The organism is Bacteroides thetaiotaomicron VPI-5482 (genome assembly GCF_000011065.1).
In the GTDB taxonomy this organism is placed as follows: Bacteria; Bacteroidota; Bacteroidia; order Bacteroidales; family Bacteroidaceae; genus Bacteroides; species Bacteroides thetaiotaomicron.
This window is the reverse complement of the sequence record NC_004663.1, coordinates 2,325,132-2,340,257: the sequence shown is the minus strand read 5'-3', so window position 1 is coordinate 2,340,257 and position 15,126 is coordinate 2,325,132. Positions and strand designations below refer to the sequence as shown.

Genomic DNA, 15,126 nt, shown 5'->3' with positions numbered 1-15,126 from the left:
TACAAAAAGTAAAATTTAGTAAAGAGCTAAAAGTATATATCGAACCGTACGTTTTAAGTACAACACTATTAAGTACTTTGGGTTAATACCTGATACTTAATACCTGATACTTAAAAGTAAGTTTGAAAGAAAGTAAGCAAGGGCGCATGGCGGATGCCTTGGCTCTCGGAGGCGATGAAGGACGTGATAAGCTGCGATAAGCTCTGGGTAGGTGCAAATAACCTTTGATCCAGAGATTTCCGAATGGGACAACCCGGCATTCTGAAGGAATGTCATCCATCTTTGATGGAAGCTAACGCAGGGAACTGAAACATCTTAGTACCTGTAGGAAAAGAAAATAATAATGATTCCCCTAGTAGTGGCGAGCGAACGGGGAATAGCCCAAACCACCCATGTTACGGCATGTGTGGGGTTGTAGGACCACGATGTCGCAAGACATTTGATGAGTAGAATCCTCTGGAAAGTTGAACCATAGACGGTGATAGTCCGGTATACGAAGTCAAATTAAGCGTAGTGGTATCCTGAGTAGCGCGGGACACGAGAAATCTTGCGTGAATCTGCCGGGACCATCCGGTAAGGCTAAATACTCCCGAGAGACCGATAGCGAACCAGTACTGTGAAGGAAAGGTGAAAAGCACTTCGAATAGAAGAGTGAAATAGTCCCTGAAACCGTGCGCCTACAAGCGGTCGGAGCTGCTTAAGCAGTGACGGCGTGCCTTTTGCATAATGAACCTACGAGTTACTTTTTCCGGCAAGGTTAAGCATCTTGAGATGTGCAGCCGAAGCGAAAGCGAGTCTGAACAGGGCGTCGAGTCGGAAGGAGTAGACGCGAAACCAAGTGATCTACCCTTGGTCAGGTTGAAGGTTAGGTAACACTAACTGGAGGACCGAACCGATAAGCGTTGAAAAGCTTCCGGATGAACTGAGGGTGGGGGTGAAAGGCTAATCAAACTTGGAGATAGCTCGTACTCCCCGAAATGCATTTAGGTGCAGCCTTGTGAGTTACTAATGTGAGGTAGAGCGACTGATAAGATGCGAGGGCTTCACCGCCTATCAAGTCTTGATAAACTCCGAATGCGCATTAGTTCTATCACAGGAGTGAGGGCATGGGTGCTAAGGTCCATGTCCTAAAGGAGAAGAATCCAGACCATCAGCTAAGGTCCCCAAATAAACACTAAGTTGAACTAACGAAGTCAGATTGCTAAGACAGCTAGGATGTTGGCTTGGAAGCAGCCATTCATTTAAAGAGTGCGTAACAGCTCACTAGTCGAGGAGTTTGGCGTGGATAATAATCGGGCATTAAGTGTTTTACCGAAGCTATGGGATCAGTAATGATCGGTAGGGGAGCATTCCACTCTGCGTCGAAGGTGAAGCGTGAGCTTTGCTGGAGCGTGTGGAAAAGCAAATGTAGGTATAAGTAACGATAAAGGGGGTGAGAAACCCCCTCGCCGAAAGACTAAGGTTTCCTGATCAACGCTAATCGGATCAGGGTTAGTCGGGTCCTAAGGCTCAGCCGAACGGTGAGGCCGATGGCAGAACAGGTTAATATTCCTGTACTACCTTAAGGAGTGACGTGGAGACGGAGCAGTGACAGCGCCGCGGACTGACGGAATAGTCCGTTGAAGGGTGTAGATGTTGATCATCCCAGGCAAATCCGGGATGAGAGTCGAACCTGATAGTATGGAGCGTTCTTCGGAACAATCCAATAGTGCGTGTAAGCATACTCCCAAGAAAATCCGCTAAACTTAATCCTTAAGGTACCCGTACCGCAAACGGACACACGTAGTCGGGTTGAATATACTAAGGCGCTTGAGTGATTCACGGTTAAGGAACTAGGCAAATTGACCCTGTAACTTCGGGATAAAGGGTCCCAACGAGAGTTGGGCGCAGAGAATAGGTCCAGGCAACTGTTTAACAAAAACACAGGGCTGTGCCAAATTGAAAGATTACGTATACAGCCTGACACCTGCCCGGTGCTGGAAGGTTAAGAGGAGATGTCATCGCAAGAGAAGCATTGAATTGAAGCCCCAGTAAACGGCGGCCGTAACTATAACGGTCCTAAGGTAGCGAAATTCCTTGTCGGGTAAGTTCCGACCTGCACGAATGGTGTAATGATCTGGACACTGTCTCAACCGTGAGCTCAGTGAAATTGTAGTATCGGTGAAGATGCCGATTACCCGCGATGGGACGAAAAGACCCCGTGAACCTTTACTATAGCTTAACATTGAATTTGGGTAATTGATGTGTAGGATAGGCCGGAGACTTCGAAGCAGGTACGCCAGTATTTGTGGAGTCGCTGTTGAAATACGGCCCTTTGATTATTTGAGTTCTAACTCGTGGTACGAGGACACTGTTTGGTGGGTAGTTTGACTGGGGTGGTCGCCTCCAAAATAGTAACGGAGGCTTCTAAAGGTGCCCTCAGGACGATTGGTAACCGTCCGCAGAGTGTAATGGCATAAGGGCGCTTGACTGGGAGACTTACAAGTCGATCAGGTAGGAAACTAGAGCATAGTGATCCGGTGTTTCCGTATGGAAGGGACATCGCTCAAAGGATAAAAGGTACTCCGGGGATAACAGGCTGATCCCTCCCAAGAGCTCATATCGACGGAGGGGTTTGGCACCTCGATGTCGGCTCGTCACATCCTGGGGCTGGAGAAGGTCCCAAGGGTTGGGCTGTTCGCCCATTAAAGTGGCACGCGAGCTGGGTTCAGAACGTCGTGAGACAGTTCGGTCTCTATCTATCGTGGGCGTATGAAATTTGCGTGGCTCTGACACTAGTACGAGAGGACCGTGTTGGACTGACCGCTGGTTTACCAGTTGTGCCGCCAGGTGCATTGCTGGGTATCTAAGTCGGGATTGGATAAGTGCTGAAAGCATCTAAGTACGAAGCCAGCCACAAGATTAGATTTCTTAGGGTCGTTAAAGACGATGACGTTGATAGGATGCAGGTGTAAAGGTGGTAACATCAAAGCCGAGCATTACTAATTGCCCGTTCACTTTCTTTCGGACGGTGCGGATCGCGATATATACGTTTAGCTTTTTTAATTGACAATTGACAAATGACAATTGACAATTGACAATTAGATTAACAGATACTTGAATTTTACTTTTTATCATGTCATAACTTATCATGACAGCTGCGATAATTGTCATTTGTCAATTGTCCATTGTCAATTGAAGAAATTCAGGTGGTTATAGCACGAGGGTTCCACCTCTTCCCATTCCGAACAGAGAAGTTAAGCCTCGTCACGCCGATGGTACTGCGTAACAGTGGGAGAGTAGGTAGCCGCCATTTTTAGAGAAGCCCCGCCAGTCTTTATTGACTGGCGGGGATTTCTTGTTTTGGCAGTTTAGGAAAAAATAGCTATATTTGCCGACGACAATTATTTTATTAAACGTTTAAAGCAAATTAAAAGGTATGAAAACAAAACTTTTTTTGGCTGCTGTAGCAGTAACATTTTCTTTCGCTGTGATCTCTTGTTCTGGTAACAAAGCTAATAACGCTGCCGCTTCTGAAGGTGAAGAAGCAACAGTTGAAACTGTAGAAGCTGTTGCTGTTGAAGCAACTGACTCTTGCTGCCAGGCGAAAGACTCTTGTGCTACTGCTTGCGATAAGAAAGCTGATTGCACAGAAAAGAAGGAATGCTGTGATAAAAAGTAATCTATTGATTTAGAACGATAAATTAAAAGGGGGTATAGTGTGTCCGCACTATGCCCCCTTTTTCTGTTTGATGAAATACGGAGCTTTATTAGTAATACTTTTCTGCTAATAACCGACTTTAACTTATGAAATGAAATTATTTTCGATAAAAAAGTAACGTATTATTTGGTAGTACAGAAATAATCCATACCTTTGCACCGTCAAACTATAAAAGAGACAAAAAATGAATCAGATGTTTATACATATTCTACTATGCGGTATTATTATTCTACTATCAAAGGTTAGTGGAAGTGAGTGCTGCGCGTAAATGTGTATACTGAAAATATACGAAAGCCTTTCTCACTTCCAAGTGTGAAAGGTTTTTTTTTGAGCCAATAATAACATAAAATGATAGAAGATGGACAATAGGTTATTTATTTTTGATACCACCCTTCGGGATGGTGAACAGGTTCCGGGATGCCAGTTGAACACAGTGGAGAAGATTCAGGTAGCGAAGGCACTCGAAGCTTTGGGGGTCGATGTAATTGAAGCCGGCTTCCCCATCTCCAGCCCGGGAGATTTTAATTCTGTGATTGAAATTTCTAAAGCGGTGACTTGGCCCACTATTTGTGCTTTGACCCGTGCTGTTCAGAAGGATATTGATGTAGCGGTAGACGCTTTGAAATTCGCCAAGCATAAACGTATCCATACAGGTATCGGTACTTCTGATTCTCATATTAAATATAAATTCAACTCCAATCGGGAAGAGATTATCGAACGCGCGGTAGCAGCAGTGAAGTATGCACGTCGTTTTGTGGATGATGTGGAATTTTATGCAGAGGATGCAGGACGTACCGACAATGAATATCTGGCACGTGTGGTAGAAGCGGTTATCAAAGCGGGAGCCACAGTGGTGAATATACCGGATACAACGGGTTACTGTCTGCCTTCCGAATATGGTGCAAAGATTAAATATTTGATTGATCATGTAGACGGCATTGATAACGCGATTCTTTCTACTCACTGTCATAACGATTTGGGAATGGCAACAGCAAATACGATTGCTGGTGTTCTGAATGGAGCCCGTCAGGTAGAGGTGACCATTAACGGTATCGGCGAACGTGCTGGAAATACCGCTCTCGAAGAAATCGCAATGATTATCAAGAGTCATCATGAGATCGATATTCAGACCAATATCAATACACAGAAGATTTATCCGACCAGCCGTATGGTATCCAGTTTGATGAATATGCCTGTCCAGCCGAATAAAGCAATCGTAGGTCGCAATGCTTTTGCCCATTCATCGGGTATCCATCAGGATGGTGTGTTGAAGAATGTAGAAACTTACGAGATTATCGATCCGCATGATGTAGGCATCGATGATAACTCTATCGTACTGACTGCCCGTAGCGGACGTGCGGCATTGAAGAATCGCCTGTCGTTGTTGGGAGTTAACCTGGATCAGGAAAAACTGGATAAGGTATATGAGGAGTTTCTGAAACTGGCCGATAAGAAAAAAGATATCAATGATGATGATGTATTGGTATTGGCAGGAGCAGACCGCAGCCAGAATCATCGTATTAAGTTGGAGTATTTGCAAGTGACAAGTGGTGTCGGTGTACGTTCGGTTGCTAGTCTGGGACTGAATATTTCCGGTGAGAAGTTTGAAGCTTGTGCGAGTGGTAATGGTCCGGTGGATGCTGCCATCAAGGCTCTGAAAAAGATCGTAGATCGTCACATGACATTGAAAGAATTCACTATTCAGGCTATTAGCAAGGGAAGTGATGATGTAGGTAAGGTTCATATGCAGGTGGAATATGATAATCAGATTTATTATGGCTTCGGAGCAAATACGGATATTATAGCCGCATCGGTAGAAGCTTATATTGACTGTATTAATAAATTCAAGGCATAAAGGAACAGCGAAAGTGGTATTGAAATACGTACCCTGCATTAATTATAAATCATACATAGTAAAAATAGATATAACAGATGAATACATTATTTGATAAAATATGGGATGCCCACGTGGTGACTACGGTGGAAGATGGGCCGACACAACTTTATATTGATCGTTTATATTGTCATGAAGTGACCAGTCCGCAGGCTTTTGCCGGATTGCGCGAGCGTGGCATCAAGGTATTGCGTCCGGAAAAGGTATTCTGTATGCCCGATCACAATACTCCGACACATGATCAGGATAAACCGATTGAAGACCCGATCTCCAAGACTCAGGTGGATACACTGACGAAAAATGCGAAAGATTTCGGTCTGACACATTTCGGTATGATGCATCCTAAAAACGGAATTATCCATGTGGTAGGTCCGGAACGTGCACTGACACTGCCGGGCATGACGATTGTTTGCGGTGACTCGCATACTTCTACTCACGGTGCAATGGGAGCTATCGCTTTCGGCATCGGTACCAGTGAAGTGGAAATGGTACTGGCTTCACAATGTATCCTTCAGTCAAGACCGAAAACAATGCGAATTACCGTAGATGGCGAACTGGGTAAAGGAGTGACTGCGAAAGATGTCGCTCTGTACATGATGTCTAAGATGACTACCAGCGGAGCTACCGGTTACTTCGTGGAATATGCAGGTTCGGCCATCCGCAATCTGACTATGGAAGGACGTCTTACTCTTTGTAATCTGTCCATTGAAATGGGAGCACGTGGTGGTATGGTTGCTCCGGATGAAGTGACTTTCGAATATATCAAAGGACGTGAGAATGCTCCGCAGGGGGAAGCATGGGATCAGGCTATGGAATACTGGAAAACGCTGAAGAGCGATGATGACGCCGTATTCGATCAGGAGGTCCGTTTTGATGCAGCGGATATCGAGCCGATGATTACGTACGGAACCAATCCGGGCATGGGAATGGGAATTACGCAAAACATTCCTACTACGGAAGGAATGGGAGAGGCTGCACAGGTTTCTTTCAAAAAATCGATGGAATATATGGGATTCCAGCCGGGTGAATCGTTACTGGGTAAAAAGATTGATTACGTATTTCTGGGTGCTTGTACTAATGGCCGTATTGAGGACTTCCGCGCATTCGCTTCTCTAGTGAAGGGACGCAGGAAAGCGGATAATGTAATCGCATGGCTGGTTCCGGGATCATGGATGGTTGATGCACAGATTCGTAAGGAAGGAATTGACAAGATATTGACTGAAGCGGGATTTGCAATCCGTCAGCCGGGATGTTCAGCATGCCTTGCGATGAATGATGACAAGATTCCTGCAGGAAAATATTCAGTATCAACCAGTAACCGTAACTTTGAAGGTCGTCAGGGACCGGGAGCCCGTACTTTACTGGCCAGCCCGTTGGTTGCTGCTGCCGCTGCGGTGACAGGAGTGATTACCGACCCGCGTGAGCTGATGTAATTTCAATCGTAATTTGTAAATATTTAAATTGTAAACAGAAAGATGGCTAAGACAAAATTTAATATAATAACAAGTACTTGTGTACCCCTTCCTTTAGAGAATGTAGATACTGACCAGATTATTCCGGCACGTTTTCTGAAAGCAACGACTCGTGAAGAGAAGTTTTTCGGTGATAACCTGTTTCGTGACTGGCGTTATAATGCCGACGGTTCGCTGAATAAGGATTTCGTGCTGAACGATCCTACGTATAGCGGACAGATATTGGTGGCAGGAAAGAACTTTGGTTCGGGTTCCAGCCGCGAACACGCAGCCTGGGCGATTGCCGGATATGGTTTCCGTGTGGTAGTATCGAGCTTCTTTGCCGATATTCACAAAAATAATGAGTTGAACAACTTCGTACTTCCGGTAGTTGTTACTGAAGGATTTTTGCAGGAACTCTTCGACTCGATCTTTGCTGATCCGAAGATGGAAGTGGAAGTGAACCTTCCCGAACAGACCATCACTAATAAAGCAACGGGTAAGAGTGAACATTTTGAAATCAACGCTTATAAGAAACTTTGTCTGATGAACGGACTGGATGACATAGACTTCTTGCTAAGCAATAAAAATAAAATAGAAGAATGGGAAAACAAGGCGTCAAAATAGAGATCATGGACACAACGCTCCGTGACGGTGAACAAACCAGCGGAGTATCTTTTGTGCCCCATGAGAAACTAATGATTGCCCGTTTACTATTGGAGGATTTGAAGGTAGACCGGGTAGAGGTTGCTTCAGCACGTGTATCGGAAGGTGAGTTTGAAGCCGTGAAGATGATTTGTGATTGGGCAGCCCGCCGCAATCTGCTTCAGAAAGTGGAAGTGTTGGGATTTGTGGACGGTCATACTTCGGTGGACTGGATACAACGTACCGGGTGCCGTGTCATCAATCTTCTTTGTAAGGGGTCATTGAAACATTGCACCCAACAATTGAAAAAGACTCCCGAAGAACATATCGCAGATATTATCAACGTAGTACATTACGCAGATGAACAGGATATCGGAGTGAATGTATATCTGGAAGACTGGAGTAACGGAATGAAAGATTCTCCCGAATATGTGTTTCAGTTGATGGATGGCTTGAAGCAGACAAGCATCAGACGTTATATGTTGCCCGATACATTGGGAATCCTGAACCCGCTGCAGGTGATAGAATATATGCGGAAGATGAAGAAGCGTTATCCGAATACCCATTTTGATTTTCACGCGCATAATGATTATGATCTGGCGGTAAGTAATGTGCTGGCTGCCGTGTTGAGCGGTGTCAGAGGACTGCATACTACGATTAACGGACTTGGCGAACGGGCCGGTAATGCACCCCTTTCCAGTGTGCAGGCTATTCTGAAAGATCATTTCAATGCAATGACCAATATTGACGAAAGCCGCCTGAATGATGTCAGTCGGGTGGTAGAGTCCTATTCCGGTATTGTGATTCCTGCCAATAAACCGATTGTGGGAGAGAATGTCTTTACACAAGTTGCAGGCGTTCACGCCGACGGCGATAATAAGAATAATTTGTATTGTAATGATTTACTTCCCGAACGTTTCGGACGTAAGCGTGAGTATGCTTTAGGAAAAACAAGTGGAAAGGCAAATATCCGTAAGAATCTCGAAGATCTGGGACTGGAACTCGATGAAGATGCCATGCGCAAGGTAACGGAGCGAATCATTGAACTGGGGGACAAGAAAGAATTGGTGACTCAGGAGGATTTGCCGTATATTGTATCGGATGTATTGAAACACGGGGCGATAGGCGAGAAGGTCAAGCTGAAGAGTTATTTTGTAAATCTGGCTCACGGTCTGAAACCGATGGCGACTTTAAAGATCGAAATAAACGGAAAGGAATACGAAGAAAGTTCAAGTGGCGATGGTCAGTATGATGCTTTCGTACGTGCGTTGCGCAAAATTTATAAAGTGACGTTAGGACGTAAATTCCCCATGTTGACGAATTATGCGGTATCTATCCCACCGGGTGGGCGTACGGATGCATTTGTGCAGACAGTAATTACCTGGAACTATGACGAACAGGTGTTCCGTACCCGTGGACTTGATGCCGACCAGACGGAGGCTGCCATCAAAGCAACAATGAAGATGTTGAATCTACTTGAAGAATAAGTTGATTTTATATTAACATGCATTTGATGCTTCCGATATGACAGAGATTAATTAACTTTGAGTAGTATAAAAGATAAAAAGAAAAGTAACATGGATTTTAAAATTGCTGTATTAGCAGGCGACGGTATCGGACCGGAGATTTCGGTACAAGGTGTAGATGTAATGAGTGCCGTTTGCGAGAAGTTTGGCCACAAAGTAAGTTACGAATATGCAATCTGCGGTGCAGATGCGATTGATAAAGTAGGTGATCCGTTCCCGGAAGAAACATATGAGGTTTGCAAGAATGCAGATGCTGTTTTGTTTTCGGCCGTAGGTGATCCGAAGTTTGATAATGACCCTACTGCGAAAGTTCGTCCGGAGCAGGGATTGCTGGCAATGCGTAAGAAATTGGGATTGTTTGCTAATATTCGTCCGGTACAGACATTCAAATGCCTGATCCATAAATCTCCGTTGCGTGCGGAACTGGTTGAGAATGCGGATTTCATCTGCATCCGTGAGCTGACCGGCGGTATGTACTTCGGTGAGAAATATCAGGATAATGATAAAGCATACGATACAAACTACTACACTCGTCCGGAAATTGAACGTATCCTGAAAGTTGCTTTTGAATATGCAATGAAACGCAGAAAGCACCTGACTGTGGTAGACAAGGCAAATGTTCTGGCTTCTTCCCGTCTGTGGCGTCAGATTGCACAGGAAATGGCTCCCAATTATCCGGAGGTGACAACTGACTATATGTTTGTGGATAATGCTGCCATGAAGATGATCCAAGAACCAGCTTTCTTTGACGTGATGGTGACTGAAAATACATTCGGGGATATTCTGACTGACGAAGGTTCTGTTATCAGCGGCTCTATGGGATTGCTTCCTTCAGCTTCTACCGGTGAAAGTACTCCAGTATTCGAACCGATTCATGGTTCATGGCCACAGGCGAAGGGCTTGAATATTGCGAACCCGTTGGCACAGATTCTGTCTGTAGCTATGTTATTTGAATACTTCGACTGCAAGGAAGAAGGTGCGCTGATTCGTAAGGCGGTTGATGCATCACTGGATGAAAACGTACGTACACCTGAAATTCAAGTGGCCGATGGTGCCAAATACGGTACAAAGGAAGTAGGACAGTGGATTGTTGACTATATCAAGAAGGCTTAAACAGATATTCTGAATAAGATATATGGAGGCTGGATTCTTTAAATGGAGTTCAGCCTCTTTTTGTTCATTCCGTTTCTTTGTTTTTTTACTGAAGAAAATGAGTCCGTTGGGAGAAAAAACTAGTCGGACTGTTAAAAAGTAAAAGAGTAAGATATTTGCTAATGAAAAACAGTACATTTGCACAGATTAATACACAAGTGCTATGACAAAAAATTATCTATTCTTACTGTTGGGTTTGCTGCTTGCAGCGTGTAGTTCTGATGACAAGGACGAACAACCGATTTTAGTAACCAATGTTGTAATGCCTGCTTCGGGAACAGTATTCAAGCCCGGTGAGAAGGTAACGATAATGGCGAAAGGATTTCAAGACAATGATGAAATCATGTTCGATATTCGCTGGCCGCTTCAAGACGAAGTGCTGCATGAAGGATATGCTAAAGGAGGACGGGGTGTTATAACGGAAAAGACGGCTACGAGCATTACTTTTCTGGCTCCCGGACACTGGCCTGCTTCTACAACGGAAATCTTGTTACGCCGCTCCGGTCAAATGATGTCTTTAGGAAAGATTTCGGTGGCGGATGGACAGGCACCCAAAGATTTTCAGCTTTATGGTATCATTAATTCCCGTTCCAATACCCACCGTCCTCATGCTATCGAATACATCAATCTTGAAAAGCCTCAGACGGCAGAGATAGTACGACTTGCAGACAATCAAGACTTCTCTTGTGTAGTCAACCTTCCCGGAAGCTGGAGCCTTAGTGGAGTATGGACGAAGGATGATCGCCGTACGACCGGACTTTATGATCTTTCTATGAACTATTGGGAAAAGCCGGGAGCTGATCAGCTTGTAACAATGGGGATAGCGACCGCTAACTCTGTATTTGGGGTATATCAAGGCGGAGACCGTTTATTTGTTAAAACAGTTAATGTGATGCCCTATACCAGAATGTATGTGCCGGAGAAACCTGATTATGGTTTTCTGCTGCCCGAAGGGATGAAGGCTGAAGCATTGTCACGTTATCCCTGTATACAAATGAGTGATGGAAATATACTCTGTTCGGCTGATAACGGCGATGGAACTTTTTCACCAGTAGTCTTGAACGGGCAAAATATAGAAGAGAAAAGTATATATGTTGGCGAACCGATAGAGGCTGTGGCATTGATCCCTTTTTGGATAGTTAAGCCTGTAGAAGGTATGGGAACGGCTAAATATACACGTGTTGGCGGATATATCGTATCGAAGAGAAATGGTGCTACAATAACAGAGGGAGATGGAACAGAATTTAGGCTATGGAACCCGACTACAAAGATGCTGGATGAACCTTTCACCACATTCCCTAATGCTGCGTGTTTAGTAGCCACACTTGTTTCGGATGATTTTAAGAAACAGGAGCTTTATGTATTGTTTGATGGTAGTCGGAATGGAAGGCTGATTTATGTATATGATTTACTAAAAGGTAGCTGGGAGTCATTATATCCAGGGGGCGGATTTCCTTATTCAGAAATCGTATTAGCCCGATAAGGTTATTACTCAGCTCTTCTCCGGGCTACTATGCACAAAGGCCCTTTTTCATGCTTATATGAAGCAATGGAGACAAAGCCGGACTGCAAGAGTATGGATTTCAATTCATCACAAGAACGAATAATCATCCCGTCAATCAGATTTGTCCAAGTTTTGACTGACAGGTTATTCAGTTCGCAGCAAATCAGGAAATGTCCGTTTCGCTTTAATACCCGTGTTACTTCGGTGAATGCTTTCGGAAGATCGTTCCAAAAGTAAACCGTCTCGAAGGCAGTGACCACGTCGAACATTTCATCGGTATAAGGCAGTGTGTCTACCGTGCCTTGTTCTATAAAACAGCGGGTGGAAAGATATTTCTTGTTTTTCTTCTGTGCGAAAAGGACACTTTCCGGAGAAATGTCAATGCCGTATGCTTTTCCTTGCGGACAGCGATGCATCAGCTGTGTAAGATTGGCTCCGCCACCGCAACCAATGTCGAGCACATTCCATTCCTTATTCCATACTATATGTGACATTCCCCATTCGGAAAGCAAAGTGTGTCGTTTGTTCATTTCCCGGAGAATGACTCTTCCCCAAAAGCCTTCAGGCTTTTTGAGATTGTGGAATAACTTATGGATGATATTTCTTTTGCCCATGTTATAAACTAACTTTGCACGATGGAATAGATGATAATGCCTGCTAAAGTCAGCAATCCGGTATAGATCATAACTTCTGTTTGTTTCATTCCGGCACCCTTTCCAGGAACAGGAGTGTCTGACTGAAGTCGTGCCGTTAACTTGTGGGCGATAAAGTAGAACAGCCAACCTCCGAATCCACCGATAATGGCTCCTGCTACTAAATCACCGGGATAATGCAATCCCAGGTACAGGCGTGTATAAGAGTTGGTAAATGCCCAAAGTACGATAAATATGCTTAACCAGCGTTTACGGAACAGGCAAATCAGAAATATGGCAAGTCCGAAAGAATTGGCAGCATGACAGGAAGGGAAACCGAATCCTCCTCCTCGTCTTCCATTCACAATATAGACCAAATCCGCTATCGGATTTTCCGGATTGGAGGGACGCAGGCGACCTACCAGCGGACGAAGAAAACTATTGCACATCTGATCGGCAAACGTGATAGTGAGGGCGATCGCTACCACATAGCACAAAGCCACTTTCCAATGAAAATTCTTGAGCAGTATATATAAGATACTGGCATACATCGGGACCCATATAACTTTACCTGTGAATGCACTCATGAAGTAATCCCAGAAAGGCGAATGTATTCCATTGAAGAACAAAAGCAGTTGGGTGTCTATATCCGAAAGAAATTCTATCATAAAATAAATCGTATTATTAAAAGGTGGATTTGTCTGATCTTATCGCTTAGCCAGGTCATCATATAGTTTCTGAAGGAAGGCTTTGCCTTTTTCCAGATTGGCTCCTTTCTCTGTCCCCTCATCTATCTGGACGGTGTTGGCATCCAGATTGTACACTAATTGATTTTCCGCAGTCACCATGCCAAACAGTGTCGGTTCCGTGAAATACCCGAAGTGGGGAGAAGACGGATTAAAGATATTCTTGCTGAAAGTAAAGTCATCATGCGGCAATCCGAGCTGAGAAAGCAGCGTAGCGGCAATATCGATCTGCGAAGCGTATGTGTCTACTACTCGTGGTTCTTTCACGGCTCCTCCGATCAGTATTAGCGGAATTGTATGCCCTTCCAGCGGATTTTCTACCGGACGCGGATAAGCTCCCAAATGATCCGGTACAAGTACGATCAGTGTATTCTTCCACATCGGGGTCTCCTTATACTGTCTCACAAAATCTCCTACGCAACTATCAGCATAGGCGAAAGCATTCAGCACTTTATCGTCTAATCGGTAGAACGGAACTTCAAACGGCTCGTGACTGCTTGATGTTTGCACGATTTTAAAGAAAGGTTCCTGCTGCTTCTCTTCTTTGAGGTCTTTCAGGAAACGTTGGAAAAGTGTATGATCCGGTGCTCCCCATTTACCCTGACGTTCGGACAAAGGAAAATCCGTCTCGGAGATAATCTTCTCAATACCCGATGAAACCAAATAAGAGCGCATATTGGTGAAGTCTGCATCCCCTCCGTAATAGTATTCCAAACTGTATCCGGCATTTTTCAGACTGCGAGGAATGGAAGGAAGTCCGTCCGTTTTCTCAGGATACTTCATTATGCTGGTACTCGGCTGACCGGGATAACCACTGATAATAGATGCCAGTCCTCGATCCGTCCGGAAACTGTTTGCGTAGAAATTAGTGAATAACACTCCTTCTTTACCGAATTTATCCATATTCACTGCTACATTCGGCTGTCCCCCCATTGTTTCCATTAAGTGTGTAGAAAAACTTTCGAGGATAATAAAGATGATATTCGGGCGTTGAGTATTTAGAATTTGCGGGATACTGTCTGTTGCTGCCACAGGTTTATCCAGCATTTCGGCCAACAGGTCATCTGCAACTTTCGGGTCCATAAACCGATATTGCTTATCGAAATTGTTTTGATGGGTAGCAGAATACATAAAACTGAATGCCGGATTGATGGCTGCATGATTCATCCGTTGGTTTTGGCTATAGTATACTTTGCTCAGGTTCATTGTCGATACGGAAAAACCGCCACGGATAGGAATGAAGAGCGCAGCTGTCAGTAATAAAAGGACGAGAGATACATACTGCCGCTGATAAGGTATCTTCAACGGTGCTTTCTCCCGGATAAGTACGGCGTAGAAAATACCGTAGAGGATGGCTGCATAGATCAGCATAGCTAGGATTCCGAGTAATATGAACCAGAAGCTGACGCTTGCCATGGCATCTTTCGGAGATGAGAAGAAGTAGAAGATCGGGGTGGCATCCAGCCGGAATCCCCAGAAACCGTATAAGCCCAGATCGATGATGAAGATGCAGGACATCACAAAAGCGATGATTCCAAAGTAACCTTGCCGGATGCGGCGTAGTATGGAAGATTTCGTCCAGGCGGAAGCGATAAGCAGGAAGCCCGGGATGGCAGTCAGATATCCTGCCAGTGAGAAATCCAGCGGCAAGCCGTGCCACATCACGCTGAAATAATCGCCGATTGAGGCGTCTGTATAGAGTTCATGGTAGTAAGCCATGAAAATAGGTTTTTGAAGGACAAACAGAAGAACGAACAAAAAATAAGTCGTGAGAAATTGCAGGATTCTCTTTTTCATATCTATAAACTTAAAAATATTGAACGGAGACAAAGGTACAATTCTTTTCTGTATCTTTGCGCATCAACCTGATAAAACG

General features: G+C 44.5%; 10 protein-coding genes and 2 rRNA genes. 9 read left to right on the top strand and 3 right to left on the bottom strand.

Annotation, left to right across the window (positions count from 1 at the left end; genetic code table 11):
- Positions 1–126 precede the first annotated feature (126 nt).
- The 9 genes from BT_RS09440 (at position 127) to BT_RS09400 (ending at position 11,851) form a co-directional block, all read left to right on the top strand.
- Positions 127–3,005, top strand: a 23S ribosomal RNA gene (locus BT_RS09440).
- A gap of 179 nt (positions 3,006–3,184) precedes the next feature.
- Positions 3,185–3,295, top strand: a 5S ribosomal RNA gene (gene rrf, locus BT_RS09435).
- A gap of 123 nt (positions 3,296–3,418) precedes the next feature.
- Positions 3,419–3,661: a hypothetical protein gene (locus tag BT_RS09430; protein WP_008763195.1), complete on the top strand. Its 243-nt coding sequence runs from the start codon at positions 3,419–3,421 to the stop codon at positions 3,659–3,661.
- A 397-nt stretch (positions 3,662–4,058) separates the two neighbouring features.
- A complete protein-coding gene (locus BT_RS09425; protein ID WP_008763196.1) occupies positions 4,059–5,555 on the top strand; it encodes a 2-isopropylmalate synthase in 1,497 nt (498 codons plus the stop codon).
- A 77-nt stretch (positions 5,556–5,632) separates the two neighbouring features.
- Positions 5,633–7,027, top strand: coding sequence for a 3-isopropylmalate dehydratase large subunit (gene leuC / locus BT_RS09420; protein WP_008763197.1), 1,395 nt, complete (start codon positions 5,633–5,635; stop codon positions 7,025–7,027).
- 42 nt (positions 7,028–7,069) lie between these two features.
- Positions 7,070–7,672, top strand: a complete 603-nt coding sequence (leuD, locus tag BT_RS09415; RefSeq protein ID WP_008763198.1) for a 3-isopropylmalate dehydratase small subunit — start codon at positions 7,070–7,072, stop codon at positions 7,670–7,672.
- Positions 7,648–9,177, top strand: coding sequence for an alpha-isopropylmalate synthase regulatory domain-containing protein (locus BT_RS09410; protein ID WP_008763199.1), 1,530 nt, complete (start codon positions 7,648–7,650; stop codon positions 9,175–9,177). The genes leuD and BT_RS09410 overlap by 25 nt, the downstream gene beginning before the upstream one ends.
- A gap of 90 nt (positions 9,178–9,267) precedes the next feature.
- Positions 9,268–10,329 carry a 3-isopropylmalate dehydrogenase gene (leuB, locus tag BT_RS09405; protein WP_008767701.1) on the top strand — a complete coding sequence of 354 codons (1,062 nt, stop codon included), beginning with the start codon at positions 9,268–9,270 and terminating at the stop codon, positions 10,327–10,329.
- Between the two features lie 202 nt (positions 10,330–10,531).
- The gene (locus tag BT_RS09400) at positions 10,532–11,851 is read left to right on the top strand and encodes a DUF4784 domain-containing protein (protein WP_011108023.1); all 1,320 of its coding nucleotides are present in this window, start codon (positions 10,532–10,534) and stop codon (positions 11,849–11,851) included.
- A 5-nt stretch (positions 11,852–11,856) separates the two neighbouring features.
- On the opposite strand, the gene BT_RS09395 is transcribed toward BT_RS09400, so the two are convergent.
- The 3 genes from BT_RS09395 to BT_RS09385 are packed head-to-tail and all read right to left on the bottom strand — an operon-like array spanning position 11,857 to position 15,047.
- Positions 11,857–12,486, bottom strand: coding sequence for a class I SAM-dependent methyltransferase (locus BT_RS09395; RefSeq protein ID WP_008767703.1), 630 nt, complete (start codon positions 12,484–12,486; stop codon positions 11,857–11,859).
- 8 nt (positions 12,487–12,494) lie between these two features.
- A complete protein-coding gene (gene lpxF, locus BT_RS09390) occupies positions 12,495–13,172 on the bottom strand; it encodes a lipid A 4'-phosphatase (protein ID WP_011108022.1) in 678 nt (225 codons plus the stop codon).
- A 39-nt stretch (positions 13,173–13,211) separates the two neighbouring features.
- Entirely contained in the window at positions 13,212–15,047 is a 1,836-nt protein-coding gene (locus BT_RS09385; RefSeq protein WP_008767705.1) for an LTA synthase family protein, read from the bottom strand.
- Positions 15,048–15,126: the final 79 nt, after the last annotated feature.

Bases quoted from the DNA above. Each gene is read 5' to 3' on its own strand.
- leuD (WP_008763198.1), top strand. From the start codon at position 7,070: ATGGCTAAGACAAAATTTAATATAATAACAAGTACTTGTGTACCCCTT.
- BT_RS09425 (WP_008763196.1), top strand. From the start codon at position 4,059: ATGGACAATAGGTTATTTATTTTTGATACCACCCTTCGGGATGGTGAA.
- leuB (WP_008767701.1), top strand. From the start codon at position 9,268: ATGGATTTTAAAATTGCTGTATTAGCAGGCGACGGTATCGGACCGGAG.
- BT_RS09430 (WP_008763195.1), top strand. From the start codon at position 3,419: ATGAAAACAAAACTTTTTTTGGCTGCTGTAGCAGTAACATTTTCTTTC.
- BT_RS09410 (WP_008763199.1), top strand. From the start codon at position 7,648: ATGGGAAAACAAGGCGTCAAAATAGAGATCATGGACACAACGCTCCGT.
- lpxF (WP_011108022.1), bottom strand. From the start codon at position 13,172: ATGATAGAATTTCTTTCGGATATAGACACCCAACTGCTTTTGTTCTTC.
- leuC (WP_008763197.1), top strand. From the start codon at position 5,633: ATGAATACATTATTTGATAAAATATGGGATGCCCACGTGGTGACTACG.
- BT_RS09400 (WP_011108023.1), top strand. From the start codon at position 10,532: ATGACAAAAAATTATCTATTCTTACTGTTGGGTTTGCTGCTTGCAGCG.
- BT_RS09395 (WP_008767703.1), bottom strand. From the start codon at position 12,486: ATGGGCAAAAGAAATATCATCCATAAGTTATTCCACAATCTCAAAAAG.
- BT_RS09385 (WP_008767705.1), bottom strand. From the start codon at position 15,047: ATGAAAAAGAGAATCCTGCAATTTCTCACGACTTATTTTTTGTTCGTT.